We start from the raw sequence: 26,856 nt of genomic DNA, 5'->3' as shown, positions 1-26,856 counted from the left end.
ACGGTGATTGTGCCATAGTTTTCGCTGACTGTCGGAGCAGAATGCGGAGGCACGAATGTGTTCGATATCCTAACGATCGCTGCACTGACCGACGAACTACGTCGCACGCTGGTTCGTGGGCGAGTCCAAAAGGTTGTGCAGACGGCACCGCTCGGGGTAGCACTAGAGCTCTACGCGGGTCAGCGCTGGGGGGTGGTTATTGACGTAAGTCCACAAGAACCGCGTCTCTTCCTCTCGCGTATGGTTCCCGCAGGAGACCCGGAACAGGTCACGCCGTTCCTGCTGTTGTTGCGCAAATACGTCCGTGGTGCGCGCCTGGAAGCGGTTGAGCAAGTGCCGCTGGAGCGGATCTTACGGCTCCGCTTCGCGACCGTGCTCGTGGAAGAACGCCGCACGAGTGTGGAGCGTGTCCCAGTCGAGACCGAGCTCGTGATTGAGCTGATGGGCCGCCACAGCAACGCAATTCTGGTCGGTGCCGATGGGCGCATCCTCGATGCGCTGAAGCGCGTCACGCTGACGATGAGCGCGGCTCGGCCAGTCTTGCCCGGCCGTCCCTACCAGGAACCACCACCGCAACTGAAGCGTGACCCGCGGCGTCTCACACCAGAGGCGGTGGCATCGCTCCTCATGGAAGTCCGTCCGGATACAGAGCTCCCAGCCGTGCTTGTCCAGCACCTGGCTGGCTTCAGTCCTCAGATGGCCCGGGAGGCGGTTTTCCGTGCCACCGGGGTCTCCACACTGACCGTGGCCGAGGCCCGAGCCGATACGACGCTGCCCGAGCGCTTGGCCACTGCTGTGGCGAGCGTCCTTGAGCCGCTGGAATCCCGGTGCTTCGAGCCGACGCTCTACCGGAGCGGAGGTGTGCCGGTTGCCTTCGCTGCTGTGCGACTGCAGTATCTCCAGGGGCTGGAGGTGGAGACGTTCCCCACCATCTCACTTGCAATCGAACGTTTCTTTGCCGAGCGTCCCCAGGCGGAAGAGTTCGCGAGCGATCGGTACGCCCAACGGCGAAGGAAGCTCCTTGAGGCCATCGAGCGTGAGCGCCTACGCGTCGAGGCGCGTCTCCGCGCGCTCGAGCAGGAGCAGGCCCGTGCGGCCGAAGCAGACCAGTGGCGGCGAATGGGTGAGGCGATTCTCGCGGCCCTTGGAGAACTTGTTCCGGGCCAACGCGAACTTGTGGTTGACGATCTCCAGATCCCACTTGACCCAGCGCGGTCCCCTATCGAGAATGCACAGACCTACTTCGAGCGCTACCGGAAGGCGAAGGCCGCTGCCGAGCAGGTTCCGGCGCGACTGGAAGCGACCCGCTTAGAACTCGAATTCTTGCGGCAGCTCGAAGCGTTGGCGATCGTTGCGGATTCGGCTGAGACGCTCGAGGTGCTGCGGCAAGAGCTCGGTTTTGCCGAAGGGGGAGCGAGTGCAATCCGTGCACCGAAGCGCAGCACACAGCGCAAGCTCCGCATCTGGCGCACGTTGCGCGGCGACCGAATCGTGGTCGGACGAAATGCGAGGGAAAACGATTGGATCACATTCTCGGTTGCTCGTCCGGACGACACCTGGCTACACGCGCGCGGCCTGGCTGGGGCGCATGTCATCATCCAATGGGCAGGTTCCGAAGATCCGCAGGTGCTGGAGCGAGCGGCGGCGCTCGCAGCTTGGTACAGCGAGGGGCGTGAGGGAACGCACGTTGCGGTCGACGTGACGCGACGGCGTGACGTGCGGCGTATCCCTGGAGCAGCCCCAGGACTGGTGCGTTATCGCAACGAGCGGACGCTTCACGTGCGCCCGCGCAGCCCCGAAGAACTCGGTCTGCTGGAGGGGTGAGCCACTATACCGGCTTGGCGAATCGGGCAAGCAAGACGCCCAACTCGTACAGTAGATACATCGGTGCTGCGACCAGGAACATGTTGAAGGGGTCGGGTGTCGGGGTGATCATCGCTGCGGCAGTCGCGATGACGAGAACTGCAAACTTGCGAAGCGATGCCAAGCGCTTGGCAGTGACGATGTTGAGCTTCGCCAGGATGAAGATGACGATCGGCAGCTCGAAGACGATACCGACCCAGAGCAAAAGCGTCATGTAGAAGGAGAGTACTTCTTCAGCACGGAATTGGGCCTCGAAGACACTTCCACCAAAGTGGGAGAGAAAAGTCAGTGCGCGGGGTACGAGGACAAAGAAAGCAAAAGCGACACCTGAGACGAACATGACCGAAACGAAGGGGAGCGCACGGAAGAGATACCGCCGCTCCTTGCGCGTGAGTCCAGGAGCGAGAAAGCGCACGATTTGGTAGACAATCACCGGCATCGCGAAGCCGATGCCGAGATACAGGGCAACCTTCGTGTAGGTGATGAACGACTCAGTGGGGGTGATAGCATAGAGGCGCTCGATCCCAGACATGCGGACAATCAGCCGCATAGTCGGGAAGGCTAAGGCAAGCCCGATGACGAACCCAACGGCAACAGCAAGAAGAGAAAAGATCAGACGCTGCCGCAACTCCTCCAGGTGCTCCTGGAGGGTCATCTCCTTGTAGAACTCTTCCGGCTCTGGTTCGGGCTCGTTCGGTTGCGGTGCCGACTGCCCGCGGACGCGATCGAGAATGCTAACCATGGTCTCCCCGCAGCTCCAAGGTGCGCTTTATCTCGTCAACAAGCGTAACAGACGGGCGCGGGAACGACGAGTCCCGCGCCCGCTCCGTGTTACAGCTCCGTCGGTCTCACCTTACTGCTTGTTGAGGTGCTCCTCAATGAAATTGATCGCGTCACGCACGGTGACGATATTGGCCGCCTCTTCGTCAGAGATCTCGATGCCGAACTCCTCCTCAAGCTGCATGATCAGCTCGACGAGATCAAGCGAGTCAGCGTTGAGGTCTTTGACGAACTCGGCGTCCAGCGTCACCTCGCTTGGATCAACACCCAACTGCTCGGCGACGACGGCCTGTACCCGCTCCAGAATCGACGAGGACACGCGAACCACCTCCCCAGCGAACGGATCCTGCATCCGAGGGCGTCCCACTTTCTCCGGTAGTATGACTGAGCGAGGCTGCTTCTGCAAGCGGTAACCGGAGAGGAAGCACCGACGTTACCTGTACCTCGCAATGGCATCCTTGCTGGTTGACTGAAGTCTCATGGAGAGCGCTCTGAGCCGAAAGCCCGTATTATCGATACTCTCCGCCTTTCCTCAAATACATCACGTTTCGTGATGTGCCCTGCAGATGCGACCGTCTGCGCAGTCTTGTCGACGTCTCGGAGCAGTAATCAATCGATGATCAGTAGGAGACAGTGCGACTTTACGTTGCCTACGTTCCTTCGGCCCTAGTCAGGGGAACGCCGGGGCGACTCCACGGCGATGTTACGAGCTGATATGGTGTCGTCAGCCATCGAGCGTCGGAACGCGGAGTGTGCCGAGCATCTATTCCGTCTACGCTTCTCTACTGCAGGTGGAAGAGGATGATGCTCTCACCCACTCGGATGCGGGGTTCAGCTGCCTGACAGCGGGAGCGATGTCCCGGTTGCTGTGCATTACGCGTCTCTTGTTCGCCGGCCACGAAGCACAATGAGGGGCTCAGGAAAGGAGGAATGGCGGCAAAATGCCTTCCGCCTGGGGCAAGGTATGGTGGCCCGGCCTGGAGGGCAGATTGGGACGGTGCAGGGCTCGGGACGAGTTGCCGACTGCATGGGGCCCAAGGTTCCACGGCGGCCGAGCGAACTCCCGTACTGTACCGCACGGCGTCGCTGGAAGCAGGCGCGATGTCCAGCAAGCACGAGGCTGGCAAGCACTGCAAAAAGATAGAGAGTGCTGTAGGGCCATCTGAGGGCGCAACCTGAGGTCGTAGATGAGTCTCGTGTCCTCGACTTTGCGCCCGCGATCTTGTTCAACGAGAACGAGAAGCATGAGTCGGTGGCCAGCTCCGATACAGGAGGTGCACCCGTTTTAGGACGCACACCAGCTCCCAGTGGCGAGTTCAATCAACCGCAGTGCTGACCGCGTTTAGCCTCCCGACGATGCGAGGTTGGCGGCAATGGTTCCCAGCACACCGTTGACAAAGCGACTGGAACTCTCTCCCCCATACTGCTTGGCGATCTCGACTGCCTCGTTGATCGCTGCCTTGAGCGGCACGTCTGCCTCGTGCAGGAGCTCGTAGATCGCGATACGCAAGATATTCCGGTCGACCGGCGGGAGCTGCTCGACCGGGAAGGCAGGTGCTGCCTCACCGATCATCCGGTCGATCCGCTCCCGGTCGGCCCAGACGCCGGTCACCAGCCGCTCGGCGTAGCGGCGCACCGGCTGGGGGTACTGGGGATCGCTCTGGTAACGTTCGAGGACGTCCTCCAGCCGGTGTCCGGCGACGTCGACCTCGTAGAGAATCTGGAGCGCCAGAATACGTGCCTGGCGTCGGATGCGACTGAGCGTCATTATTGGTTCCTCCCGGCCCCCTCGCTGTCTGCCGGACGCTCGTTGTCACCGTCGGCGTGGTCGCGGTGAGTACGCGAGCTGTGGGGGACGAATCGACACAGCGAGCAGAGCCGTCCTCGATCCCTCAGGGCGATGCGCGGCCCTGCGTTTCGATTGTACCCCTGCTCAGGGACGCTGACCGGAGAGGAGCTCGGTCAGGAAAGTCGTACTGTGCCGTACAGCGCGGAAATCAGGATGGTGGAGGACGCGGCGTAAGACAGGGATCGGAGTCGGAACACCACGAACAATTGTCTCGCGCAGCGCACGGTCGAGTCGTTCAATCGCCTGCGAGCGGTCGATACCCCAGGCAATGATCTTGCCAAGGAGCGAGTCGTAGTGGGGAGGAACGACGTACCCGGCGTAGACGTGCGAATCGACTCGGATGCCCGGCCCACCCGGCCAGACCAGGTGCTCGATGCGCCCGGCACGCGGGGAGAAGTCGCGCTCGGCATCTTCGGCAGTAATACGAACTTCGATGGCGTGACCGCGCGGTTCGAGGTCACGCTCGTGGAGTTCCAAGCGTTCTCCCGCGGCGAGAGCAAGCTGCCACTGAACGAGGTCGAGGCCGGTAACAACCTCGGTCACCGGATGCTCGACCTGGATTCGGGCGTTGGCCTCGGTAAAGTAAAAGAGCCCCTCTCGGTCGAGGAGAAACTCAAAGGTTCCCGCCCCCACGTATCCGACAGCCCGTGCTCCGCGGACGGCTGCCTCGTGGAGCGCCTTTCGTACTTTTGAGGGGAGTGCTGGCGCGGGCGCCTCTTCGATGAGCTTCTGGTAGCGCCGCTGAATGGAGCAGTCACGCTCGCCGATGGCGTAGACGTTGCCGTGCTGGTCGGCCAAGATCTGCACCTCAATGTGCCGCGGCTGTTCCAGATAGCGCTCGAGGTAGACTGATGGATCACCAAAGGCCGCCTGGGCCTCTCGCTGAGCAACCGAAAGCGCAGTCACGAGTTCCCGCTCATCCCGTACGATCCGCATGCCGCGGCCACCACCACCGGCCGCTGCTTTGACAAGCAGTGGATAGCCGAGGCGCCGTGCGATCCGCCGTGCTTCACTCGCATCGCGCACCGGTTCCTCACTGCCCGGAACAATCGGGAGACCCGCGCGCTGCATCACGCGCCGTGCCTCCGCCTTATCGCCCAGTGCGCGGAGTGTTGCCGGGCGCGGTCCTATAAAAGTAATCCCGCACTCTTCGCAAATTTCTGCCAAGAGCGCATTCTCGGCGAGGAAGCCGTAACCGGGGTGAATGGCATCACAGCCGGTCACCACTGCTGCGCTGATGATAGTCGGAATGTGGTTGTAGCTTCGTTCAGCAGGAGCAGGGCCGATGCAGATCGCCTCGTCGGCGAGTTGTACCGGCAGCGAATCACGATCAGCTTCGGAGTACGCGACGACGGCCGGGATACCGAGTTCCCGACACGCGCGCAGAACACGGAGGGCGATCTCGCCGCGATTCGCGATGAGGACCTTCCGAATCATCGCTGCTCACGAGGCCATGAAGAGTCCACCGTCGACGGCGAGGACAGCGCCAGTGATGTAGCGTGCCGCGGGCGAGACGAGGAACGCAATCGCCTCGGCGACGTCTTCCGGCGTTCCGTAATAGCCGACGGGGATCTGTTCCAGAATCTTCTGCTGGAGTTCGGTGGGCAAGACTTCGGTCAAGCGAGTCTGAATGAAGCCTGGGGCGACCACGTTGGCCGTGATCCCACGACTCGCCACCTCACGGGCGAGCGCCTTGGTGAAGCCGATGATACCTGCCTTCGCGGCGGCATAGTTGGCCTGCCCCACGTTCCCAACGAGTCCGACGACAGAGGAGACGTTGACGATCCGACCGTAGCGCTGGCGCAGCATCGGTCGCAGCGCAGCGCGACAGCAGTAGAAGACGCTCGTAAGGTTCGTCTCCAATACGGCGTGCCAGTCCTCATCGCGCATACGCAGCAGGAGCGTATCGCGCGTAATCCCGGCATTGTTGACGAGGGCATCGAGTCGACCGAACTGATCGATGGCTGCCTGGATCATCGCGCCAACCTGCTCGGGATCGGTGACGTCCGCCCGGTAGGCCATTGCTGTACCTCCGGCGGCCGTGATCTCCTCGACCAGGGCATTGGCCAGCTCTCCCTCGCCGCGGTAGTTCACGACGACCTTAAACCCGTCGCGTGCCAACCGCAGCGCGGTCGCGCGGCCGATGCCGCGGACAGCGCCAGTGACGATCGCGGCTCCGCGCTCGCTGGTCGTCTCCATCAGTCCCCCTTCGTGTGGTCGACGCTGGCTACTGAGCGCGCTCGATTCTGGACGAGTTGTTCGGCCGTATAGGTTGTGGCCTCAGGTGCAATGCGCCGAATCAGTCCACTGAGCACCTGACCAGGGCCGATTTCCCAAAATGTCCTGATGCCAAGATCCGTTGCTCGGCGCACAACGTCTACCCATCGGACCGGTGTAGGGATCTGGACAACGAGTTCGCGCCGAAGCTCTTCTGGATCGGCCAAAATGCGTGCGTCAGAGCAGGCAATCAGCGGGGCGCGTGGCGGACGGATCGGAACGGTCGCTAGGTCACGTGCCAGCGCCTCGGCGACTGGCCGCATGAGCGAGGAATGAAAGGCTGCATTGACCGGGAGGTGAACAACGCGCTTGGCGCCAGCTGCCCGGGCCAGGTTTGCAGCGTAGTCGAGCGCCTCGTTTCGCCCGCTCAGCGTCAGCTGGTTGGGGGCGTTCTCGTTGGCCAGTTCCACACCAGCTTCGGCAGCGATTGCTGCGAGTCGTTCGCGCTCGAGCCCGATCACGGCCAGCATGCCGCCTTCACCGTACATCTCCATGAGTTCACCGCGTCGTCGGACGATCCGCAGTGCGTCAGCAAGTTCGAGGCTACCGACCGCGACGAGCGCGGTGTACTCGCCCAGCGAATGTCCAGCAACGACAGTCGGTTCAGGGAGCTCGCCTCGTGCCTCGAGGACACGGAGATAGGCGATGCACGTGGCGAGGAGAGCAGGTTGCTGATTGCGTGTGGCGACGAGTTCTTCTTCGGGCCCCTCAAAGACGATACGCGAGAGGGGGAATCCGAGGACGGCGTCCATTTCCTCGAAGACAGTGCGCGCAAGCGGCTCGCACTCTGCGAGTTCGCGGCCCATGCCGACCGACTGGGATCCTTGCCCAGGGAAGACCCACGCGTGTCCCATGCCTCATCCCCCACGTTGGACACCACGAGCACCCCAGCGGACGACGCTGGCAGCCCAGGCGAGCCCTGCCCCGAAGGCGACAAGGACAACGTTCATCCCGGGCCGAAGGACCCCCTGTTTGGCAGCTTCAGCAATTCCGAGTGGTACCGAAGCAGCAGAAGTGTTGCCGTAACGATCGAGATTGACCCAGACCTTTTCCCACGGTAGACCAAGGCGCTTGACGGCCGCATCGATGATGCGCAGGTTCGCTTGGTGCGGGATCAGGAGATCCACCTCGTCAAGCGTGAGTCCAGCGCGGGCGACCGCCTCGGCTGCTGCTTCACCAATGATGCGCACCGAAAAGCGGAAGACCTCTCGCCCGTCCATCCGCATGACTGGACGCTTTGGGGGAAGCGAGCCGTTAGCAAGGAGGAGTTCGGGAAAGCCATCGAGATACAAGTGCATTGCACCGCTGCCGTCCGACCCCAGGACAGTTGAGAGGACCCCTTCGTCTTCGGTACTGGCTTCCAGGACGACCGCCCCTGCCCCGTCACCAAAGAGGACACATGTTGAGCGGTCAGTGAAGTCGAGCCAACGCGTCAAAGCGTCGACGCCGACCACAAGGACGGCGCGGGCCGTGCCGGCCATAATGAACTGCGCACCGACGCTCAAGGCGTAGACGAAGCCGGAACAGGCTGCCACCAGGTCGAACGCACCGGCTCGGGATGCACCGATGGCAGCCTGGAGGAGTGACGCGGTCGCGGGCATCAGGTAGTCGGGAGTCGTCGTTGCGACGATGACCAGATCGAGTTGGGCAGGATCAAGACCAGCCGTCGCCACTGCTTGTCGGGCTGCTTCCGTCGCCATGGAGAGCGTCGTCTCTTCGGGACTTGCGATACGGCGCTCACGGATACCAGTGCGCGTCACAATCCACTCGTCGGACGTCGCGACCATCCGCTCAAGATCAGCATTTGTGAGTACGCGAGCTGGGACGTAGGCTCCCCATCCGGTGATCGCGGCACGCTGCACCATGGCGACGTCCCCTGCCTGATCTCACGACCGTTACGCCTCGGGGCGCCGCTGCCGTTTCTGCCGACGGACGTCGAGGACGAGGCGACCACGGTAGTGGCCGCAATGCGGGCAGACATAGTGTGTGCGGTGCTTCTGTCCACAATTCGGGCAGGTCGTCAAGGGCGGGACCTCGATGTACTGATGTGCCGTACGGAAGCCCTGCCGTCGCTTGCTCACTTTATGCTTCGGGACAGCGCCCATCAGAGGAATCCTTTCAACAGTTCGTCGTTTGCGTCACACAGACCACTCTGGCCTCCAGCCGGAGGCTACTCCATGCTGAGAAGTAGTTGTCGCATAGTCAAGACCGTTCGTCAAGGAGCGCTTGGAGAACGGCCAGCCGAGCGTCGACGATCTCTTCCTCCTGCCGCCAGAGCGATTCCGGCCCTGGACACTGTGGACCGCAGACCGGATAGGACGGGAGGGCGAGGATCGCGAACTGCCGAAGCAGTTCGTGAAGATCAAGATGGTGATTCTGATCAATCGTGAAAATATCCTCGTCCTCGGGCGGTGGAAGTGGCAATCCGGTCAAGACGTCGATCGTCGGCCAGTACTCAGCCTCGAAGGTTTCGCTGTACCGACTGTCGAACTCGGTGAGGCAGCGGACACAGGTGAGATGGGCTGACACGTGGAGTTCGCCAGTCGCCAAGATGCCGCTCGAAGTGCGCAACAGACGGACCGAAGCGTTGACATCGCGAGCCTCAAGATCGCTGTCAAGCGTCAAGCGATCAAGATGGACAGTGAAGAACCGTTCGGTGCCGACAGGGGCCTTGAGGAGCTGAGCGACATTGATAATCGTGTCATTCTCGAGGTGTCTCGTGCGCATGGGGCTGTCCTCCGGCTGCGCTCCTGGGGGTGCGCAACTCCCTAAGTGTAACCTGTGCCATCCTGGTCGACAAACTGCCCTATCGCCGACGGCGCTTCCCGCGGTAGAATGCCCGCGCGGGCTGGCTGGGACGTGGGGAGCGTGCGGATGCGCGAGAATCGAGTCAAGCGGCGCCTCCGAGCAGGCGAAGTCGTCGTGGGCTGCTTCATTCCTTACCCATCTCCAGAGTTAGCGGAGATCTGCGGATATCTCGGTTTCGACTTTGTCCTGATCGACGCCGAGCACGGCCGTATCACCGAGGAGTCAGCGTACCACATGGTGCTGGCGGCTGAGGTGGCTGGTGCGACGCCCATCGTCCGCGTGCCGTTCGGTCACCGGCAGGTAATTTTGCGCTATCTGGATCTGGGCGCTGCAGGTGTTATGGTTCCGCAGGTCAACACGCCCGAGGAAGCAGTTGCAGTCGTCGAGGCCTGTCGCTACCACCCGAATGGGCGGCGTGGAGTTGCGGGGGTGCGAGCAGCAGAGTTCGGGCTCACTAAACCGCTCAGCGAGTATGTGCAGGAGGCGAACGCGGAGACGTTGGTCATCGTGCAGATCGAAAATATCGCGGCGGTCGAACGACTGGAAGAGTACTTGGCGATTCCGGGGATCGATGTGCTGTTCGTGGGGCCGAATGATCTGGCTCAGTCGATGGGGTATCCTGGGCAGCCGCTCCATCCTGAGGTGCAGGTGGTGATCGACGACATTGTGCGGCGTGTCGCCGGGCGCATACCGCTGGGCACAACGGCGCCGACACCGGAATTGGCGCAACGGCAACGAGAGCGCGGTTTTCTCATGTTGGCGGCAAATACGACCGCGCTGCTCACCGCAGGAGCACGCGGCCTGCTCGGTGCGGTTGCAGCGAAGAGACAGTGACAGGTAAGGTCGTGGATGTGAATGGAGGATCGAGCGATGGCTGGCACCGAACTGTTTCCGATCGCCTTCTTTGAAGGACGCTTTGTGCCGATCCAGGAGGCAAAGGTCAGTATCGCGACACACGCGCTGCAGTACGGTACCGGTGTCTTCGCCGGGGTGCGGGGTTATCTTGATCGAGACGGGCAGACGATCAATATCTTCCGGCTTTCTGACCACACGAGGCGGCTCCTGCAATCGGCACGCCTCTTGCGGGCTGAGCTCCCCTATGATGCTGAGCAGCTGGGTAGTTTGATCGTCGAATTGGTGCGGCAGAATGCGCCGCGGACCGACGTGTATATCCGCCCCTTTGTCTACAAGGCGGATCTGGAGATTGGACCGAAGCTCAAAGGGGTGCGTGACGAGCTCGCAATCTACATGCTCCCGATGCAGGAGTATCTTCCAATAACCCATCCGATCCGACTCATGACGAGTTCCTGGCTGCGGACGGTCGATGTTGTGATCCCGAGCCGTGCCAAAGTCTGTGGTGCCTACGTGAACTCGGCCTTCGCCAAGGACCAAGCGATGGAGTGCGGGTTTGACGATGCGATCATGCTCAACCACCATGGGAAGGTGGCTGAGGGAAGCGCTGCGAACCTCTTCATCGTCCGCAATGGGACATTGATCACAACACCGGTCACGGCGGATATCCTGGAGGGCATTACACGCCGCACGATCATCGAGTTTGCTCACGACCTCGGTATTCCAGTCGAGGTGCGGGAGATTGACCGCAGTGAGCTCTACATCTGCGACGAGGCGTTCCTCTGTGGGACAGGAGTGCAGATCTCGCCGATCGGGAATATCGATGGTCGGACGGTGGGAACTGGGCAGATTGGCCCGATCACGGCGCGCCTCCAGCAGCTCTACCTCTCGGTGGTACGCGGTGAAGACACGCCGTACCGGCACTACCTGACGCGGGTAACCGTTGCGCGGGAGGCGGAGGCACGGTAAGCGCCCGTGGTACCCTTGACCGGCCCAGCTAACGTATGCCGGGCTGGGAGCTGCATGGCGGTGCCAGGAGCGAGGAGTGCGTCGGCGTTCGTCTGTTCTTTGGATCCTTCTTGTACTCGTGGTCGTGTACGCCTGCCGTCGTGCCCCAGCGACGGAGGTCGCGACACCAGCGGTTGTTCCATCGACCCCTGCTGCTTCTGCGCCAGTGGTGACAGCAGCTCCGGAAATGCCTGGCAGCGCAGCACAGAGCCCTTCCCCGCGGGTGGTGATACCGGCAATACCAGCGACTAGCCCCTCGGTCGAGCGTGGGATCGTCGAGGCGGGGTTTGAGGAGCCACGCACACTCAATCCACTGTTCGTCGCTGATCCGCTCTCCGATGCTCTCAGCCGCCTCGTCTTCGACGGTTTGGTTTCACTCGATCCCACCAGCGGTGAGCCAGTGCCAGCGCTTGCCACGTCCTGGGACGTCAGTGATGACGGGACGACCTACACGTTCCACCTCCGCGAGAATGTCCGCTGGCATGATGGCCAACTCTTCACCGCAAGCGACGTTGCATTTACCTATACACGGCTCCTTGATCCTGACGTCCGCTCGCCTCGCTATTCGCGGCTCGCCGAGCGCGTCAAATCGGTGGACATCATCGACAGCCAGACGGTGCAGATCACGCTGATTCGCCCTGATGCCTCTTTCTTGTCTACCCTTGCGACGATTGGAATTGTTCCCGAGCATGTGCTCGGGACGGTGCTCCCGCAGCAGCTGGTGACCGACCCCTTTGGGCTCTCTTCCGCGGTGGGAACGGGACCATTTATTCTCACCCAATGGCTGCGCGGTGTTTCGCTCACCTTCCGTGCCAACCCGGACTATTACCGAGGTGCACTGACCATTCCCCACTATACCTACCGTGTTGTCAGTACACTGGATGAACTCGCGCGTGGCTTGCAGGACGGGACGATTGATTGGGCGACGCTTGACCCGGCTCAGGTCAGACAGCTTCCGGCGCTCGACGGGGTTACCGTCGAGCGCTATCCGGGCTATGAGCTCGTGCTCGTCGCGCTGCAGCTTGATCCAGCCAAGAGCAAGCTGTTCACCGATCTCCGTGTTCGCAAGGCGCTGCTCCTTGGAATCGACCGGGCGGCGATCGTCGAGAAAGTGTGGGGTGAGTGGGCTCGTGTTGCGGAGACCTTCCAGCCGCCAGCGTCCTGGGCTGTCGGTGAGCCGTCAGTGCGCTATCCGTATGACCCAGCGGAAGCACAGCGCTTGCTGGAGGAGGCCGGCTGGGTCTTGGGGGACGATGGCGTGCGTGTCCGCCAAGGGCAACGCCTGCAGTTCAGGCTCTTGGCGACGGGGAGCGATCCGAGCCGGCGTGCCGTCGCGGAGCTCTTGCAACAACAGTGGCGTGCGCTCGGGGTTGATGTCCAGCTCGACTTGGCGTCCTGGGGCGAGGTGCGCCGTCGGGCGACGCAGGAGCGGGACTTTGACGCCCTGCTTATTGGTGTGCTCTGGGACGTTGATCCGGACCAGTCCTCGGTCTGGTCGAGTGACTCCTTTTTCGACGGACTCAACTTCGGTCACTACCTGAACCCAGATGTCGATCGTCTCTTGGTCGAGGCGGTAGGGACGACCGACCGGGCACGGCGCATTGAGCTCTACCGGGCGATCGAGCAGCAGGTCCTCAGCGACCTCCCAGTGTTCCCGATCGCCTTCCCCGACGTGATTGTGGTGCGGTCCGAACGGCTTCAGGTACCAGCGATGAATGCGCTCGTCGTGCGGACTCGAGCTGGGGTTGAGCAGTGGCAGGTGCGGGCGGGCAAGGAGTGACTCAGAAAGATGGTGGCCCCGCGCTCGAGGCCGTCCCCATCTGGAACGTCACATCTCCGATGTCACCGGGTGGACACCGCGGCGGCGAGGAGGATCATGTGGACGACACTCGGGTGGCCGGTGAACGAGGGTGAAACTCGTTGATCAGTCGAGAATCGAGCCTGACGATGAGTGAGAGCCGAGTTGTACGGGGCCGGTTGACGGTGTCGAGCAAAGCCGCTAGACTGAGCGCGTAGCCGCGGAGAGCGGGATCCCAGCATGTGGTCGACCAGCGGGCGAAGGGGATGAAGGAGGCGCAATGGAACCGCTGCTCGAGGTGCGTGATCTCCGCACCCAGTTCTTTACGCAAGATGGTGTCGTGAAGGCGGTCGATGGGGTCTCCTTCCATTTGATGCCGGGAGAGACGCTTGGGTTGGTGGGTGAGAGTGGGTGCGGGAAGAGTATTACCGCGCTCTCGATCATGCGGCTCATCCCAAGCCCACCGGGGAAGATTGTCAGCGGCGAGATCTTGTTCGAGGGTGACGATATCTTGAAAATGAGCGACGATGAGGTTCGCTCGATCCGTGGCCGGAAGATCGCGATGATCTTCCAGGATCCAATGACATCGCTCAATCCGGTGCTGACGATCAACCGGCAGATCAGTGAGGCGCTCGAGCTCCATCTTGGGATGAGCAAGCAGCAAGCGCGACAGCGGGCCATCGAGCTTCTGAAGATGGTTGGGATCCCGAACGCCGAGCAACGGGTCGATCAGTACCCGCATCAGTTCTCCGGTGGGATGCGCCAACGAGTGATGATCGCGATGGCACTTTCTTGCAACCCCTCGCTCCTGATCGCCGACGAGCCGACGACAGCGCTCGACGTGACGATTCAGGCGCAGATCCTCGACCTTATCCGAACCCTCCAGCGGGAGCACAACACGGCGCTGATCCTCATTACCCATGATCTTGGGGTGGTCGCGGGAATGACCGACCGGATCCACGTGATGTACGCGGGGCATATCGTGGAGACAGCGCCGACTGAGGAGCTGTTCGAGAATCCGAAGCACCCCTATACCGTCGGGCTGCTGAACTCTATCCCGCGTCTCGATGCGCCGCGGAAGGAGCGGCTCAATCCGATCCGCGGGCTCCCGCCGGATCTGATTGACTTGCCAGACATGTGTCCGTTCGTCCCCAGGTGCGACTTTGCGCGTGAAAAGTGCAGTGAGAAGAATCCCCCACTTTTCGAGGTGAATCCGGTTCACCGTTCTGCCTGCTGGTACTGGGACGAGGTCTCGCTCGCCGGCCCACGGCGCTATGGAGAGGTGAGGGCTGACGATGGCAACTGAACTCCGGCCAGCAACGACGACGACTGGTCCGCAGCAGCGGGAAGTGCTGCTCGACGTCCGTAACCTCAAGATGTATTTCCCGCTTACCCGGGGCATCATCTTGCAACGGCGTGTGGGCTGGGTGAAAGCGGTTGACGATATCTCTTTCCGGATCTACCGGGGCGAGACCCTTGGTCTCGTGGGTGAGAGCGGTTGTGGGAAGAGCACGACCGGGCGGGCGATCCTGCAGCTCTATAAGCCGACCGCTGGACAGGTGCTCTTCAACGGGGTCGATCTCACGAAGCTGCCGCCGGGTGAGATGCGCAAGATGCGGCGGCATATGCAGATGATCTTCCAGGATCCCTATGCATCGCTGAACCCACGTATGACGGTTGGGAGTATCATCGCGGAGCCCATGCAGATTCACAAGCTGGTGCCCAAGGAACAGCGGAACCAGCGGGTGCAGGAACTCCTTGAGGTTGTCGGTCTCAACCCGTACTTTGCCAACCGCTATCCGCACGAGTTCTCTGGCGGGCAGCGGCAGCGGATCGGAATCGCCCGCGCGCTCGCGGCAAACCCGGAATTCATTGTCGCTGACGAGCCGGTGTCCGCACTCGATGTTTCGATTCAGGCTCAGATCATCAATCTCCTGGAGGAACTCCAAGAGAAGTTCCACTTGACTTACCTCTTCATCGCGCACGACCTCAGTGTGGTGCGCCACATCTCTGACCGTGTGGCTGTGATGTATCTCGGCAAGATTGTTGAGCTGGCCGATCGCAACGCACTGTACGATGATCCGCTCCATCCCTACACGAAGGCACTCTTGAGTGCCGTGCCAATCCCCGATCCGAAGATTGAGAAGAAGCGCGAACGGATCATCCTGACGGGGGATGTGCCCAGTCCGATCAACCCACCGGCTGGTTGCCGCTTCCACACGCGTTGCCCATACGCGATGGATGTGTGTGCCAAGGTCGAGCCGCGTTTCGTCGATCAGGGCGGCGGGCACTATGTGGCCTGCCACCTCTATCCCGGCTGCACGCCGTAACCTGCCGTGCTTGGACGATTCGATGCGGAAACCATTCTGGCCACGCTCCTCGCCTTCGTGGTTGCCATAACGATCCACGAGTTCGCGCATGCCTGGACGGCGCTGCGACTGGGTGACGATACAGCTGCGCGGCTCGGCCGGGTGACACTGAACCCTCTCGCACACCTTGACCCGATCGGGTCGATTGGCCTCCTTATGATTGTCTTCTTAGGCTTCGGGATTGGCTGGGGGAGGCCGGTGCCGGTGAATCCAAACCGGCTCCGCTGGGGGCACCGGGGGATGGCACTCACTGCGTTGGCCGGCCCCCTCTCGAATGTGATCGTGGCACTTGCTTTTGCGCTGCCGTACCGGCTTGGACTACCGGCTGCTCCTGAGGTGGTGACAACATTCGTCCAACGACTCGTGCTCGTGAATCTCCTACTCGCTGCCTTTAACTTGATCCCGATCCCGCCATTGGATGGGCTCAAGATCCTCCTCGGGATCTTGCCGGCGTTCTGGTACCCGGTCTTAGCACCGCTGGAGCGGTACGGAGTAGGGATTCTCCTTGTACTGATCGTGTTTGGTAGCCTGGGTGGAAGCATTCTCGCGGCGATGTATGTGCCGGTCTATCGTCTCCTCTTTCGCCTGATCGTTGGAGAATCGCCGCTCTAGGCCGTGGACATGCGCGCAATAGTCCTCTCCACTTGCCTGCGCAACGTACCCGTCACCGTGGGAGAGTTTTCCGGACCGCTTGATCTCTTACTCCAACTGGTCGAAGCACGGCAGCTTCCCATTACCACGGTCTCACTTCGTGCGGTGACGGAACAGTTCCTCGCGGCGTTGGAACCGCTTGAAGAGGCACAGCCGGAATTGCTCGCTGATTTCTTGGTCGTTGCAAGTCGCCTGGCTGCACTGAAGGCACGCGCACTCTTGCCTCGACCGGACTCGCCGGAGGATGTGGAGGACCCGCTGGTTCGGGATCTCCAGCGGTACCAGGTATTCCGTGAGGTCGCGAACTGGCTACGGGCGCGCGATGAAGCAGGCCTCCGTTCCTGGTCTCGTCCGCCGCAGCCCCGTGTGCGGGCAGCTGTTCCTGAAGGATGCCCTGAAAAACTTCTGCAAGCCTTGCAGCGCTGGGTGCGACGGCAGCGCCCTGTCGCCACAGTGCGCTGGAGAGCGGTAGTCTCACTGACGACAATGATCGAACGATTGCGGGCACGCCTCGTGGGACGTTGCGCCTTCCGCACACTGCTTGGTGAACGACCGACGCGAAGCGAGGTCGTTGTTGGCGTGTTGGCGCTTTTGACGCTCGTCCGCCGGCGACTTGTCGAGCTCGAGCAACGTGAGCCGTTCGGCGAGATTTGGGTATGGCGGAAGGAGCGCGCGCCGAATGGTTGAGCGTGATCGGATCGCCGCGCTTGGTGCAGTGCTCTTTGCGGCGGGTGGGCCAGTGGCGCGCGAGCGGCTGGCTGCACTCTTGGAGATTACGCCAGAGGAATTGGAGCCACTCCTTGGAGAACTCGAGCGCCGTGCACGGACTATTGGGCTCATCCTCCTCCGGCATGGGGATCAGGTGCAACTTGCGACGCTCCCAGAAGTCGGGCCGCTGATCACTCGCTTCCTCGGGAATGAGTCAAGTCGCCTCTCAGCAGCTGCACTCGAGACGCTCGCCATCATTGCCTATCTTCAGCCGGTGACACGTGCCGAGATCGAGGCGATCCGCGGTGTTGACTGCAGCACAGCGCTCCAAACCTTGCTCGCGCACGGACTGGCCGAGCCGATCGGACGGCGATCAGGGCCTGGCCAACCGGTCGAGTATGGGACGACGACATTCTTTCTTGAACGGTTCGGCCTTGCCAATCTGGCCGCCTTGCCGCCGCTGCCGGCTGAACTCCGTGAACTCCTCCTGGCCAAACAGAGCACACATTAACGAGCGCGAGTTCGGGCAAGCTTGCGTAGGTGAGTGACTGTCTCCTCGAGGACGTCGAGTGTGCGTTCGATCTCGCTGGCTGTGTTGTCCTTGCCGAGGGTTAGGCGGACACTGCTCCGCGCCTGCTCTGGTGTGAGCCCAATCGCAAGCAAGACATGACTCGGTTCGGTCGAGCCGGTGGTGCAAGCGGAACCGGAGGAGGCGGCGATTCCATGCAGGTCGAGGTTGAGGAGCAAAGTTTCCCCGTCAACACCCTCAAAGGTCACGTTGACATTGTTCGAAAGGCGCTGCTCCCGATGGCCGTTGAGCTGTGCACCGGGAATTCGGCTCAGGATGCCATCAATGAGTTGCTCGCGTAGCGCCAGGATGTGCGCGTTTCGTTCTTCGAGCTCCTCGGATGCCAGTTCAAGGGCACGTGCCATCCCAACGATGCCGGGGACGTTCTCGGTACCGGCTCGCCGGTTGCTCTCCTGCGCACCACCATGCTGTTGCCAGAGGATTGGTGTTCCGGTGCGGACATAGAGGAACCCAACCCCCTTCGGCCCGTAGAACTTGTGCGCACTCACAGAAAGAAGATCAACTCCCAGTGCCTCAACATCCAGCGGCAGGGTGCCGGCAGCTTGCACCGCGTCAGTGTGGAAGGTAATGCCGCGTTCCCGACACAGCCGGGCGATCTCAGCGATCGGCTGGATGGTGCCGATTTCGTTGTTGGCATACATGACCGAGACGAGGATCGTATCTGGTCGCAACGCTGCCTCGATGAACTCCGGGTGAACAATCCCGTGCCGGTCTGGTCGGACGTAGGTGACCTCAAAGCCGAATCGCTCCAAATACTCGGCGCTGTGGAGCACCGCGTGGTGCTCGAATGCTGTCGTGACGATATGGCGTCCACGCCCATGCAGAAGATGCCAGAATGCGACGCCCTTGAGGGCGAGATTGTCGCTTTCAGTTCCTCCGCTCGTGAAGATAATTTCGCGTGCCTGGCAGTTGAGGAGCCGCGAGATTCGGGCACGCGCCTGGTCAAGCGCTGCGCGCGCCTCACGGCCAAGCGCATAGATGCTCGAGGGATTGCCGTAGCGGTCGCTGAAATACGGCAACATCGCCTCGAGCACGCGTGGATCGACCGGCGTCGTCGCAGCGTGGTCGAGATAGATCTCCGTTCGATTCACTCGTTCCTCCGTCGTGCAAGACGACCGAGCGAGCGGGTCACGCCGGCTGCTCGGCACGCGGCCGTGGCGCTTGGGCGATGAGATCCGCAAGGGTAGTCGAATCGAGTACCTCGATGATGCTATCGCGGAGCTTCAGCCAGACGACTCGGGTGGCACAGCCATCGATCATTGGGCACGTGTCCTCGTCGGCGTCCTCGCGGACGCAGTCCATCGGTGCGATTGGTCCTTCCATGACCCGGTAGATCTCGCCCACTTTCACCTGTTCCGGTGGTCTTGCGAGCTGATAGCCACCATGTGCGCCGCGAGTGGAGATAACCAGTCCCGCTCGGCGCAGCGGCAGCATCAGCTGCTCGAGGTATGCGAGTGGGACAGCCGAGTCTTGTGCGATCACACTCAAAGGCATTGGCCCGCGCCCGTACATCCGTGCCAGCGAGACCATCGCTCGGAGCCCGTACTCACCGCGCGTTGAGACCTTCATGGTTCGTGTCCTATCGCTGGCGAAAGGCGGGGACGATCTGCAACTTGCTCGCAGCTGAGAATCATTCTCGCCCCGCGCCTTTACCTTACCGCAGCGATCGGGATTCGTCAACTGGAAGGTGTTTCTGCTATACTGTAGCGGAGGCTGACCGCAGGGTCAGCCGCTTTTTCCGTGGGAGGTGGTGGACGATGGTACAGCCGATGCTTATCGATTTGGAAGAGCTGGTCGAGCGACTTGACCGAATTGGGGTGCGTCTTTGACCTGCCCGGCAAGCGCCAGCAGATCGAACAGCTTGAGCACGAGACTGCCGATCCCGAACTCTGGCAGGATCCGCCGCGTGCACAGCAGCTTCTGCGTCGTCTGAGTCAGCTGCGTGAACTGGTTACGGAATGGGAGACGCTCTCACAGCAAGCGCGCGAGCTCCTGGAGTTCCGTCCCCTTGCCAGCGAAGATCTCGAGCTGGCGAGCGAAGTCGAACGTGAGGCCGCGGAGCTTGCAGAGCGCGTCCGGCAGCTTGAACTTCGTCTGCTCTTGAACGGCCAGTATGATGGACATGACGCTATCCTCGCAATCCATGCCGGTACTGGTGGCGTGGACGCCCAGGACTGGGCAGAGATGCTCTTGCGGATGTACCTTCGTTGGGCGCAGCGGGCCGGATTCGCCGCAGAGGTTGTTGACCTGCTTGAAGGGGAAGAGGCCGGGATCAAGAGCGCGACGGTCGAGGTGCGCGGGCCATACGCGTATGGGTACTTGAAAGGTGAGGCTGGGACGCACCGACTGGTGCGCCTGTCGCCCTTCGATGCTGCGCACCGGCGCCATACGTCGTTTGCCCTCGTGGAGGTCTTGCCGCTCGTCGAAGAGGACGATGACGTTGAGATTCGCGACGAGGACATCCGGATCGATACCTTCCGTGCCTCTGGCCACGGTGGGCAGCATGTCAACAAGACGGAGTCTGCGGTGCGTATCACACACCTGCCGACTGGTATTGTCGTGACATGTCAGAACGAGCGATCGCAGATCCAGAACCGCGAGACGGCGATGAAAATTCTGAAGGCGCGCCTTCTCGAGCTGAAGATCCGTCAGCGTCAGGAGGAGCAAGCCCGCCTCAAGGGGAAGCCGGTTGTTACAGGCTGGGGTAATCGCATCCGATCCTATGTGCTGCACCCGTATACAATGGTTACCGACCACCGGACGGAGGTCAGCACGCCGAATATCCAGGCGGTACTGGAAGGTGAAATCGATTCGTTCATCGAGGCATACCTGCACCAGCAGGCTGCCGAGAGCGAGGAAACAGGTAACGCGAGCGGCAACTAAGCTCGTGCTCGCGTTGCTCGTGCTCACAGTCTTCCCGGTGCAGCCGACTCAGGCCGCAGCGAGTGTCCAGTTCCACGACCTCGCTGCGGCCGTCGACTTTCCCGAGCGCATTGTTTTTACCCTCGAGGTCCAGGCGACTCAGCCCATCCAACGGGTCGAACTCCGTTATCGCCCTCTGCTCGGTGCCGTAACCTTCGTCGCCCGGCCACACATCACGCCTGCTCCAGCGCTCTCTGTACGCTATGAGCGCGATATGCGCGTGAACTATCTCCCGCCGGGAATCGACCTTACCTATCGCTGGCGCGTGGTATTCGCCGACGGGAGTTGGGTTGACTCGCCTGCTCGCACGTTGCGCTATCTGGACGATCGGTACCAGTGGGTGCAGCGCGTGAGTGGTCCGGTGGAGCTCTACAGTGCTGTTACCGATGAACGGTATCTTGAGCAGGCGCTGACGATCACCACTGGCTCGATCACTGACTTCAGCCAACGGTTTGGGGTCGAGCTGGAGAGGCCAGTTCGTGTGCTCCTGTACCCTTCTCCGGAGGCACTCCGGAGTGCCTTACCGCTGCAGAGCGAGGAGTGGATCGGGGGTCTCGCACTTCCCGAGTACTGGCTCGTCTTGGCTGGCATTGCGCCTGGGATCGGGGCAGAGGAGGAACTTGCGCGCATCTTAAGCCACGAGGTTCTTCATCTCGTCATCGCGCGGGCGACTGACAATCCGTTCACGACCCCACCAGCCTGGCTCGATGAAGGACTGGCGACTAGGTATCAGATGGCGGATGATCCGCGCTTGGATGCAGTGCTCGAGCAAGCTCGTCGCTCGGGTAAGCTCCCTTCCCTGCGGGCACTTGGCTCCGGTTTCGGCGCCGATCCAGAAACGGCACTTCTCGGCTACGCAGCGAGCCGGAGCGTCGTGGAATACCTTGTCGCGACGTACGGCGAGGAGGGAGTTGCGCGTCTCCTCGCTGCCTATCGCGAGGGGGTGACGGACGACGAAGCACTGGAGCGGAGCCTTGGACTCGGCGTCGATGAGCTCGATCAATCGTGGAAAGCGTGGCTCGCCGAACGTGCCGCCACGCAGCAAGGGAGCCGGGCGGCAGCGGCTATTGTCCTGGGCGTAGCTGCACTGGCAGCGGTTGTCGCGCTCTGGCGTGGTAGTCGGGGAAGCTGGTGATACCCCAAGCGACTCTGCGTTCGGATGGCCACTCCTGATGCGGCTCGTGCTCTTCCTGGTGCGTGGGAGAGGAGGGCGAGTAACGTTTCGCAGACGAGGGAGAGCGAGTAGCATGCTGTTCATCCTGGTCGAGGGGTACGGCTTCTGGCGGTTATGAGTGGGAGAAGGCTTCTCGAGAGCGATACCATCCTTGCCGCGCTGGCTCATGCGGCAGACTCGCGCCGCGTCCGATGGCGGGTGGGCTTGCGCAGTGTCTCTTCGTGCAGCTGCTGTGGCCTTTCGAGGCACGGCACGCGTCACCTTCCCGTCCGGCTTATCCACCAAGAGCCTCGTCCATGCCGCGGCGCGTCGCTCGATGGAAGTGCGCAGTGATAGTGCCGTCGTCTTTGGCAGCGAGCGATGCGTGTGAGATTCCTGTGGTTCACCAGAACCTTGACATGAGCTGTAGCAAGGCCTATCCTTGCCGTAGGCTAGCACTCGAGGAGGACGAGTGCTAAGCACGGGGATACGATGAGCGTGCAGTTGACAGAGCGACAGCGCCAAATCTTGCGTCACGTGGTGGAGGAGTACCTTCGCTCCGGGCGAGCGGTTGGTTCGAAGGCGTTGCTGGAGCGGGTTTCCTTAGGCGTGAGCCCAGCGACTGTCCGGAACGACATGAGCGTGCTCGAGGCGCTCGACTTCCTGAGGCAGCCACATACGTCAGCCGGACGGGTGCCGACCGAGCACGGACTGCGCTTCTACGTGCAGTATCTCATGGAGGAAGGCGAGCTCACGCCGGAAGAGCAGCTCACGATTCGGCACCAGTTCCGGCAGGTGGAGCAGCAGGTGCCGAGTTGGCTCAAGTTGGCTGCCTCGGTCCTGGCGGATACGAGCGGAAACGTCGGGCTGGTGACGCCACCGCGGGCGCGCGTGGAGCGGTTGCGGCATTTCGAGTTGATTAGCCTGCGCCCGCGTGTCGTGCTGCTCGTCCTGGTGACGCAGTCAGGAGCGATTCACCAGTCGCTGCTCGATCTCGCTGAACCGCTCGAGCAAGAGCGATTGAGCGCGCTGAGTCGCGTGCTGAACCCAGAGCTGCGCTGGCTGGATCGTCAGGCGATCGAGCGGCGGGCAAGTGGTGCCGAACCGCTGGCAGCGCTGGTATTGCGTCGCATTGCGGAGGCGCTGCGCTTCATCGAACAGCAACAGCGTTCGGAACTCTACGCGGAAGGCTTAGAATACGTCGTCCGGCAACCAGAGTTCGCTCAGGCCCAGCTCGCGCACGTGCTGCTCGAGGTGCTGCGAGGCGGCATGCTATTGACCTGGCTGCTGCCTCGGCTTGACCCGAGTGAAGGTGTTCGGGTGCTGATCGGTTCGGATCTGGCTTTGCGCGAACTCCGGCCTTTCAGCCTTGTCCTTTCGTCCTATCGCTCGGGAGCAGACGTCACGGGCTGGCTGGGAGTCCTCGGACCACAACGGATGGCCTACGCGCGGGCGATCGCGGCGGTTCGTTTCTTATCCTCGGTCATCTCCGAGTTGATGGGCGAACTCTCCGGTGAGCCGGAGTGGGAGGGAGTGCGATGACAGTGAACGAGCAGCCAGAACACGTCGAGCAGGCAGGGGGGGCACATTCAGTGGAAGAGCCGGTTCCGGTGCCAAGCGAGATTGCGACGCCGGAAGAGATCCAACCACCGCCGGTTCCCACTGATGAGCTCGAGGCGTTGCGTCTGGAGAACGAGCACCTTAAGCAGCTCGCTGAGGAGTATCTCGATCAGGCGCGACGAGCCAGAGCTGAATTCCTGAACTACAAGCGCCGGGTCGAACAAGAGCTGGAGGAGTTCAAGCACCTAGCGCATATGGAACTTATTCGGAAGCTCCTGCCGGTGCTGGATGACTTCCACCTGGCGATCGCTCACTTGCCAGAAGAGGCGAAGGACAGTCCATGGGTGCAGGGGCTGCTCCTGATTGAGCGGAAGCTCTGGGCCGTCCTAGAAAGCGAGGGTGTTGCGCCGATCGAGGTGGTTGGGAAGCCCTTCACACCGGAGGAACATGAGGCCGTTGCGGTGAGCGGCGAAGGGCCGCATCACGTCGTCATCGAAGAAATCCGGCGCGGTTATCGCCTGCGTGGACGTGTTCTGCGCCCTGCGCTCGTACGGGTTGAGCGTCGGGGGACCGCACCGGAAAGCGAGACACCAACGAACGAGCGAAAGCGAGGTGAGGAGTAACCATGGGACGCGTCATCGGAATCGACCTTGGTACGACGAACTCGGTGATGGCGGTCATCGAGGGTGGCGAACCGGTCGTGATCCCCAATGCGGAGGGAGAACGACTCACGCCGTCGGTGGTCGCGGTGACCGCGAGCGGTGAGCGGTTGGTCGGTCGCTTCGCCAAGCGACAGGCGATCACTAACCCGGAGAACACGATTTACTCGATCAAGCGCTTCATGGGTCGGCGGTTTGATGACCCAGAAGTGCAGCGGACGATCAAGCTGGTGCCATACCAGGTGCGCCGTGCCCAGAACGGCGGTGTTGAGGTCAAGATGGGTGACCGCTGGTACACGCCACAGGAGATCTCGGCCATGATCCTGCAGAAGCTGAAGCAGGACGCCGAGGCGTACCTGGGCGAGCCAGTCGATAAGGCGGTCATCACCGTTCCAGCCTACTTCGACGACAGCCAGCGCAACGCAACCAAGGACGCCGGTCGGATCGCGGGGCTGGAGGTGCTGCGGATCATCAACGAGCCGACAGCCTCGGCGCTGGCATACGGGCTCGATAAGAAGGGCGAGGAAAAAGTCGCAGTCTACGACCTGGGTGGCGGGACTTACGATATCTCCATCCTCGATATCTCAGAGGGGGTCTTCCAGGTTCTGGCGACCAATGGTGATACGCACCTGGGCGGGGACGACTTCGACCAGCGGATCATCGATTGGCTCTGCGACGAGTTCAAGCGGGAGACCGGGATCGATCTCCGCAACGACCGCATGGCGCTGCAGCGCTTGAAGGAGGCGGCAGAGAAGGCGAAGATTGAGCTCTCCAGTGTCCAGCAAACGGAGATTAACCTGCCGTTCATCACGGCCGACGCGACCGGGCCCAAGCACCTGGTGAAGACACTCACCCGCTCGAAGCTGGAGCAGCTCGTCGCTGACCTGGTGGAGAAGACGATCCCGCCGATGGAGCAGGCGCTCAAGGATGCGGGGCTGTCGCCACGGGAGGTTGACGAGGTGGTGCTTGTCGGTGGCCAGACCCGGATGCCGCTTATTCAGCGGAAGGTGCAGGAGTTCTTCGGCAAGGAGCCGCACAAGGGGATCAATCCGGACGAAGTTGTGGCCATCGGTGCGGCAATTCAGGCAGGCGTGCTCGCCGGTGAGGTGAAGGAAGTTCTGCTCCTGGACGTGACGCCGCTAACCCTGGCAATCGAGACACTCGGTGGCGTCGCGACGCCGATCATCCCGCGCAACACGACGATCCCGACGCGGAAGAGCCAGATCTTCACCACGGCGTCTGATAACCAGACGCAGGTCGAGATTCACGTGGTGCAGGGTGAACGGCCAATGGCTGCGGACAACAAGACGCTCGGTCGCTTCATCCTGGACGGTATCCCACCGGCGCCGCGCGGCGTACCGAAGATCGAGGTGACGTTCGACATCGACGCGAACGGCATCCTCACCGTCTCGGCACGGGACCTGGCGACTGGGCGTGAGCAGAAGATCACGATCACGGCATCCACTGGTCTGACCGAAGAAGAGATCCAGCGCATGATCCGCGAGGCCGAAGCGCATGCGGAGGAAGATCGCCGCAAGCGGGAGGCGATCGAGCTCCGCAATCAGGCCGAGGCGCTGCTCTACCAGGCGGAGAAGACGCTGCGTGAGTTCTCCGATCGGATTCCGTCCGACCTCAAGCTCGACCTGGAGAACAAGATGCAGGTGGCCCGCGAGATCATCGAGCGGGATCCGATGAATACGGCGCGGCTCCGCCCGGCCTATGACGAGTTGGCGCGCACGCTCTCGCAGGTTGGCGCCCGCATGTACGAGCAGGCTGGTGCGACGACCACCAGCACCGGGCGGGACGGCGGTGGGCGGGCTGGTGGCGCCACGGGCGAAGAGACGGTCGAGGGGGAGTACCGCGAGGTGTAAGGCGGTGCTCACCTGCGCAACACGGGATGAGCCGACCGGTGTATGCACCGGTCGGCTCGCTCATCTTTGCAATGCCGCAAGAATCCACGTTCTTCTTGCTCGTTTCTGCTCGAGAGTGCGAATGGGCCGTCCAGCCGACGTTTTGCGAGCCCGCCCCCCGATCTGCATGGCGATCGTCGGACGGCGCGCGTCATTAACGCTGTTCAGTTCGTATCTGTTATCGCCGTCTCGATTGGTGAGCGGAGAGTTCTCTTGACTCGGCTAAGGGGACGCATCCGAAGCGGCGCCATGTGGAACACTGCAGCCGCCGGACAGGTGTGCTGTAACGAATGAGGATGAAAGATGCGTGCGCGGCACGGACGAGGAGTGACGCGTGCATCGACTGTCACTCCAGCGTAGGCAGGGTTTGCCGTGCTCTGTCCTCAGGCGTTGAAAGTGAGCAACACTACAACGTGCGCGGAAGCGCCCTGGTACCGAGCCAAAGCTGTGTGCCCGTTGCTCAGCGCTGTGCGCCAGAACTGAGCTTCTTTCTTGTGGTGGGGGAAGTGGGACTCGAACCCACACGCCTCTTCGGCACGTGATCCTAAGTCACGCCCGTCTGCCAGTTCCGGCATTCCCCCGAAGGGCAGTGCCCACAGATAGTATAACGGCAGCCACGCTTGATGGCTGCCGTGTCGGTTGCCCTTTCAGCAGTCTTGCGGAGGGGGTCACCAGCCGCCACAGCCGCAGCCTTGTGCCGTGCCCGCGTTGCCACCGGCATCGAAGCTGTGACCACAAGCACAGGTGGCGACGGCGTTTGGGTTGTGGACAGTGAATCCGCCGCCCATCAAGCTGTTCACATAGTCGATCTCGGCGCCTTCCAGATAGCTGGCGCTAAAAGGATCAACAATCACGCGAACACCTTCGATTTCGAAGGTGAAGTCGTCTTCCTCCGCGGATTCCTCGAGCGCCATCCCGTACTGCAGGCCGGAGCAGCCACCGGGCGCGACAAAAACGCGGAGATACGCGTCTGGCATCCCCTGCTCTTCCATAAACTCCTTCAAGCGGCGCACCGCCTCAGACGTCATCGTGATGAGCGTTGTCTGCTGCATCGTCCTCACTCCACTTTCGCCGCGCGATTTCACAACCGTCCTGTTTTT

26 protein-coding genes and 1 tRNA gene are annotated in these 26,856 nt (G+C 61.8%); 14 read left to right on the top strand and 13 right to left on the bottom strand.

Annotated elements, in window-relative coordinates; genetic code table 11:
* Positions 1-57 precede the first annotated feature (57 nt).
* The gene (locus NET03_RS05720) at positions 58-1,824 is read left to right on the top strand and encodes an Rqc2 family fibronectin-binding protein (protein ID WP_252127938.1); all 1,767 of its coding nucleotides are present in this window, start codon (positions 58-60) and stop codon (positions 1,822-1,824) included.
* Between the two features lie 4 nt (positions 1,825-1,828).
* Here the strand turns inward: NET03_RS05720 and tatC are convergent, their stop codons facing one another.
* From tatC to NET03_RS05675, 9 genes are all read right to left on the bottom strand, one after another.
* Positions 1,829-2,605 carry a twin-arginine translocase subunit TatC gene (tatC, locus tag NET03_RS05715; protein WP_252127937.1) on the bottom strand — a complete coding sequence of 259 codons (777 nt, stop codon included), beginning with the start codon at positions 2,603-2,605 and terminating at the stop codon, positions 1,829-1,831.
* 111 nt (positions 2,606-2,716) lie between these two features.
* On the bottom strand, positions 2,717-2,995 hold the full coding sequence (gene acpP / locus NET03_RS05710) for an acyl carrier protein (RefSeq protein ID WP_252127936.1): 279 nt from the start codon (positions 2,993-2,995) through the stop codon (positions 2,717-2,719).
* Between the two features lie 990 nt (positions 2,996-3,985).
* On the bottom strand, positions 3,986-4,411 hold the full coding sequence (nusB, locus tag NET03_RS05705) for a transcription antitermination factor NusB (RefSeq protein ID WP_252127935.1): 426 nt from the start codon (positions 4,409-4,411) through the stop codon (positions 3,986-3,988).
* A gap of 165 nt (positions 4,412-4,576) precedes the next feature.
* Positions 4,577-5,929 (bottom strand): acetyl-CoA carboxylase biotin carboxylase subunit, encoded by a 1,353-nt coding sequence (gene accC, locus NET03_RS05700; protein WP_252127934.1) that lies wholly within the window; start codon positions 5,927-5,929, stop codon positions 4,577-4,579.
* A gap of 6 nt (positions 5,930-5,935) precedes the next feature.
* A complete protein-coding gene (gene fabG / locus NET03_RS05695) occupies positions 5,936-6,691 on the bottom strand; it encodes a 3-oxoacyl-[acyl-carrier-protein] reductase (RefSeq protein ID WP_252127933.1) in 756 nt (251 codons plus the stop codon).
* Positions 6,691-7,623, bottom strand: coding sequence for an ACP S-malonyltransferase (fabD, locus tag NET03_RS05690; protein ID WP_252127932.1), 933 nt, complete (start codon positions 7,621-7,623; stop codon positions 6,691-6,693). Before fabD ends, fabG begins: the two co-directional genes overlap by 1 nt.
* A gap of 3 nt (positions 7,624-7,626) precedes the next feature.
* Positions 7,627-8,634 (bottom strand): beta-ketoacyl-ACP synthase III, encoded by a 1,008-nt coding sequence (locus NET03_RS05685; protein WP_252127931.1) that lies wholly within the window; start codon positions 8,632-8,634, stop codon positions 7,627-7,629.
* Between the two features lie 30 nt (positions 8,635-8,664).
* Positions 8,665-8,874: a 50S ribosomal protein L32 gene (rpmF, locus tag NET03_RS05680; protein WP_252127930.1), complete on the bottom strand. Its 210-nt coding sequence runs from the start codon at positions 8,872-8,874 to the stop codon at positions 8,665-8,667.
* 97 nt (positions 8,875-8,971) lie between these two features.
* Positions 8,972-9,496, bottom strand: a complete 525-nt coding sequence (locus NET03_RS05675) for a YceD family protein (RefSeq protein WP_252127929.1) — start codon at positions 9,494-9,496, stop codon at positions 8,972-8,974.
* A 147-nt stretch (positions 9,497-9,643) separates the two neighbouring features.
* Here NET03_RS05675 and NET03_RS05670 point away from each other — a divergent pair, with 147 nt between their 5' ends.
* The 8 genes from NET03_RS05670 (at position 9,644) to scpB (ending at position 17,474) form a co-directional block, all read left to right on the top strand.
* Positions 9,644-10,411, top strand: coding sequence for an HpcH/HpaI aldolase family protein (locus NET03_RS05670; protein ID WP_252127928.1), 768 nt, complete (start codon positions 9,644-9,646; stop codon positions 10,409-10,411).
* Between the two features lie 36 nt (positions 10,412-10,447).
* Positions 10,448-11,398 carry a branched-chain amino acid transaminase gene (locus NET03_RS05665; RefSeq protein ID WP_252127927.1) on the top strand — a complete coding sequence of 317 codons (951 nt, stop codon included), beginning with the start codon at positions 10,448-10,450 and terminating at the stop codon, positions 11,396-11,398.
* Positions 11,399-11,474: 76 nt separating this feature from the next.
* On the top strand, positions 11,475-13,217 hold the full coding sequence (locus tag NET03_RS05660) for an ABC transporter substrate-binding protein (RefSeq protein WP_252127926.1): 1,743 nt from the start codon (positions 11,475-11,477) through the stop codon (positions 13,215-13,217).
* A 298-nt stretch (positions 13,218-13,515) separates the two neighbouring features.
* Positions 13,516-14,541, top strand: a complete 1,026-nt coding sequence (locus NET03_RS05655; RefSeq protein ID WP_252127925.1) for an ABC transporter ATP-binding protein — start codon at positions 13,516-13,518, stop codon at positions 14,539-14,541.
* Positions 14,531-15,565: an ABC transporter ATP-binding protein gene (locus NET03_RS05650; protein ID WP_286207153.1), complete on the top strand. Its 1,035-nt coding sequence runs from the start codon at positions 14,531-14,533 to the stop codon at positions 15,563-15,565. Before NET03_RS05655 ends, NET03_RS05650 begins: the two co-directional genes overlap by 11 nt.
* Before the next feature lie 6 nt (positions 15,566-15,571).
* Complete coding sequence (locus tag NET03_RS05645; protein ID WP_252127924.1) at positions 15,572-16,216, top strand: site-2 protease family protein; 645 nt, start codon at positions 15,572-15,574, stop codon at positions 16,214-16,216.
* A 57-nt stretch (positions 16,217-16,273) separates the two neighbouring features.
* A complete protein-coding gene (locus tag NET03_RS05640; RefSeq protein ID WP_252127923.1) occupies positions 16,274-16,942 on the top strand; it encodes a segregation and condensation protein A in 669 nt (222 codons plus the stop codon).
* On the top strand, positions 16,935-17,474 hold the full coding sequence (scpB, locus tag NET03_RS05635) for an SMC-Scp complex subunit ScpB (RefSeq protein WP_252127922.1): 540 nt from the start codon (positions 16,935-16,937) through the stop codon (positions 17,472-17,474). The genes NET03_RS05640 and scpB overlap by 8 nt, the downstream gene beginning before the upstream one ends.
* On the opposite strand, the gene NET03_RS05630 is transcribed toward scpB, so the two are convergent.
* A complete protein-coding gene (locus tag NET03_RS05630; protein WP_252127921.1) occupies positions 17,471-18,643 on the bottom strand; it encodes a cysteine desulfurase family protein in 1,173 nt (390 codons plus the stop codon). The two genes, scpB and NET03_RS05630, sit on opposite strands and share 4 nt — an antisense overlap.
* A 37-nt stretch (positions 18,644-18,680) precedes the next feature.
* A complete protein-coding gene (locus NET03_RS05625; RefSeq protein ID WP_252127920.1) occupies positions 18,681-19,121 on the bottom strand; it encodes an RrF2 family transcriptional regulator in 441 nt (146 codons plus the stop codon).
* A 188-nt stretch (positions 19,122-19,309) separates the two neighbouring features.
* On the opposite strand from NET03_RS05625, the gene prfB reads away from it, so the two are divergent.
* The 5 genes from prfB (at position 19,310) to dnaK (ending at position 25,717) form a co-directional block, all read left to right on the top strand.
* Positions 19,310-20,435 (top strand): peptide chain release factor 2 gene (prfB, locus tag NET03_RS05620; RefSeq protein WP_252127919.1). Its coding sequence is split into 2 segments (ribosomal slippage): positions 19,310-19,378 and positions 19,380-20,435, totalling 1,125 coding nucleotides; the frame shifts between segments, so codons are not numbered across the junction.
* Positions 20,436-20,439: 4 nt separating this feature from the next.
* A complete protein-coding gene (locus tag NET03_RS05615) occupies positions 20,440-21,609 on the top strand; it encodes a peptidase MA family metallohydrolase (RefSeq protein WP_252127918.1) in 1,170 nt (389 codons plus the stop codon).
* 510 nt (positions 21,610-22,119) lie between these two features.
* On the top strand, positions 22,120-23,169 hold the full coding sequence (gene hrcA, locus NET03_RS05610) for a heat-inducible transcriptional repressor HrcA (protein ID WP_252127917.1): 1,050 nt from the start codon (positions 22,120-22,122) through the stop codon (positions 23,167-23,169).
* On the top strand, positions 23,166-23,810 hold the full coding sequence (locus NET03_RS05605) for a nucleotide exchange factor GrpE (protein WP_252127916.1): 645 nt from the start codon (positions 23,166-23,168) through the stop codon (positions 23,808-23,810). Before hrcA ends, NET03_RS05605 begins: the two co-directional genes overlap by 4 nt.
* Before the next feature lie 2 nt (positions 23,811-23,812).
* Positions 23,813-25,717, top strand: coding sequence for a molecular chaperone DnaK (dnaK, locus tag NET03_RS05600; protein ID WP_252127915.1), 1,905 nt, complete (start codon positions 23,813-23,815; stop codon positions 25,715-25,717).
* Positions 25,718-26,251: 534 nt separating this feature from the next.
* Here dnaK and NET03_RS05595 read toward each other — a convergent pair.
* Together NET03_RS05595 and erpA are read right to left on the bottom strand one after the other, a co-directional pair.
* Positions 26,252-26,337, bottom strand: a tRNA-Leu gene (locus NET03_RS05595).
* A gap of 87 nt (positions 26,338-26,424) precedes the next feature.
* Complete coding sequence (gene erpA, locus NET03_RS05590) at positions 26,425-26,808, bottom strand: iron-sulfur cluster insertion protein ErpA (protein WP_252127914.1); 384 nt, start codon at positions 26,806-26,808, stop codon at positions 26,425-26,427.
* Positions 26,809-26,856 lie beyond the last annotated feature (48 nt).

The organism is Thermomicrobium sp. CFH 73360 (genome assembly GCF_023806465.1).
GTDB lineage: Bacteria > Chloroflexota > Chloroflexia > Thermomicrobiales > Thermomicrobiaceae > Thermomicrobium.
This window is presented reverse-complemented; position numbering and strand designations above follow the sequence as displayed.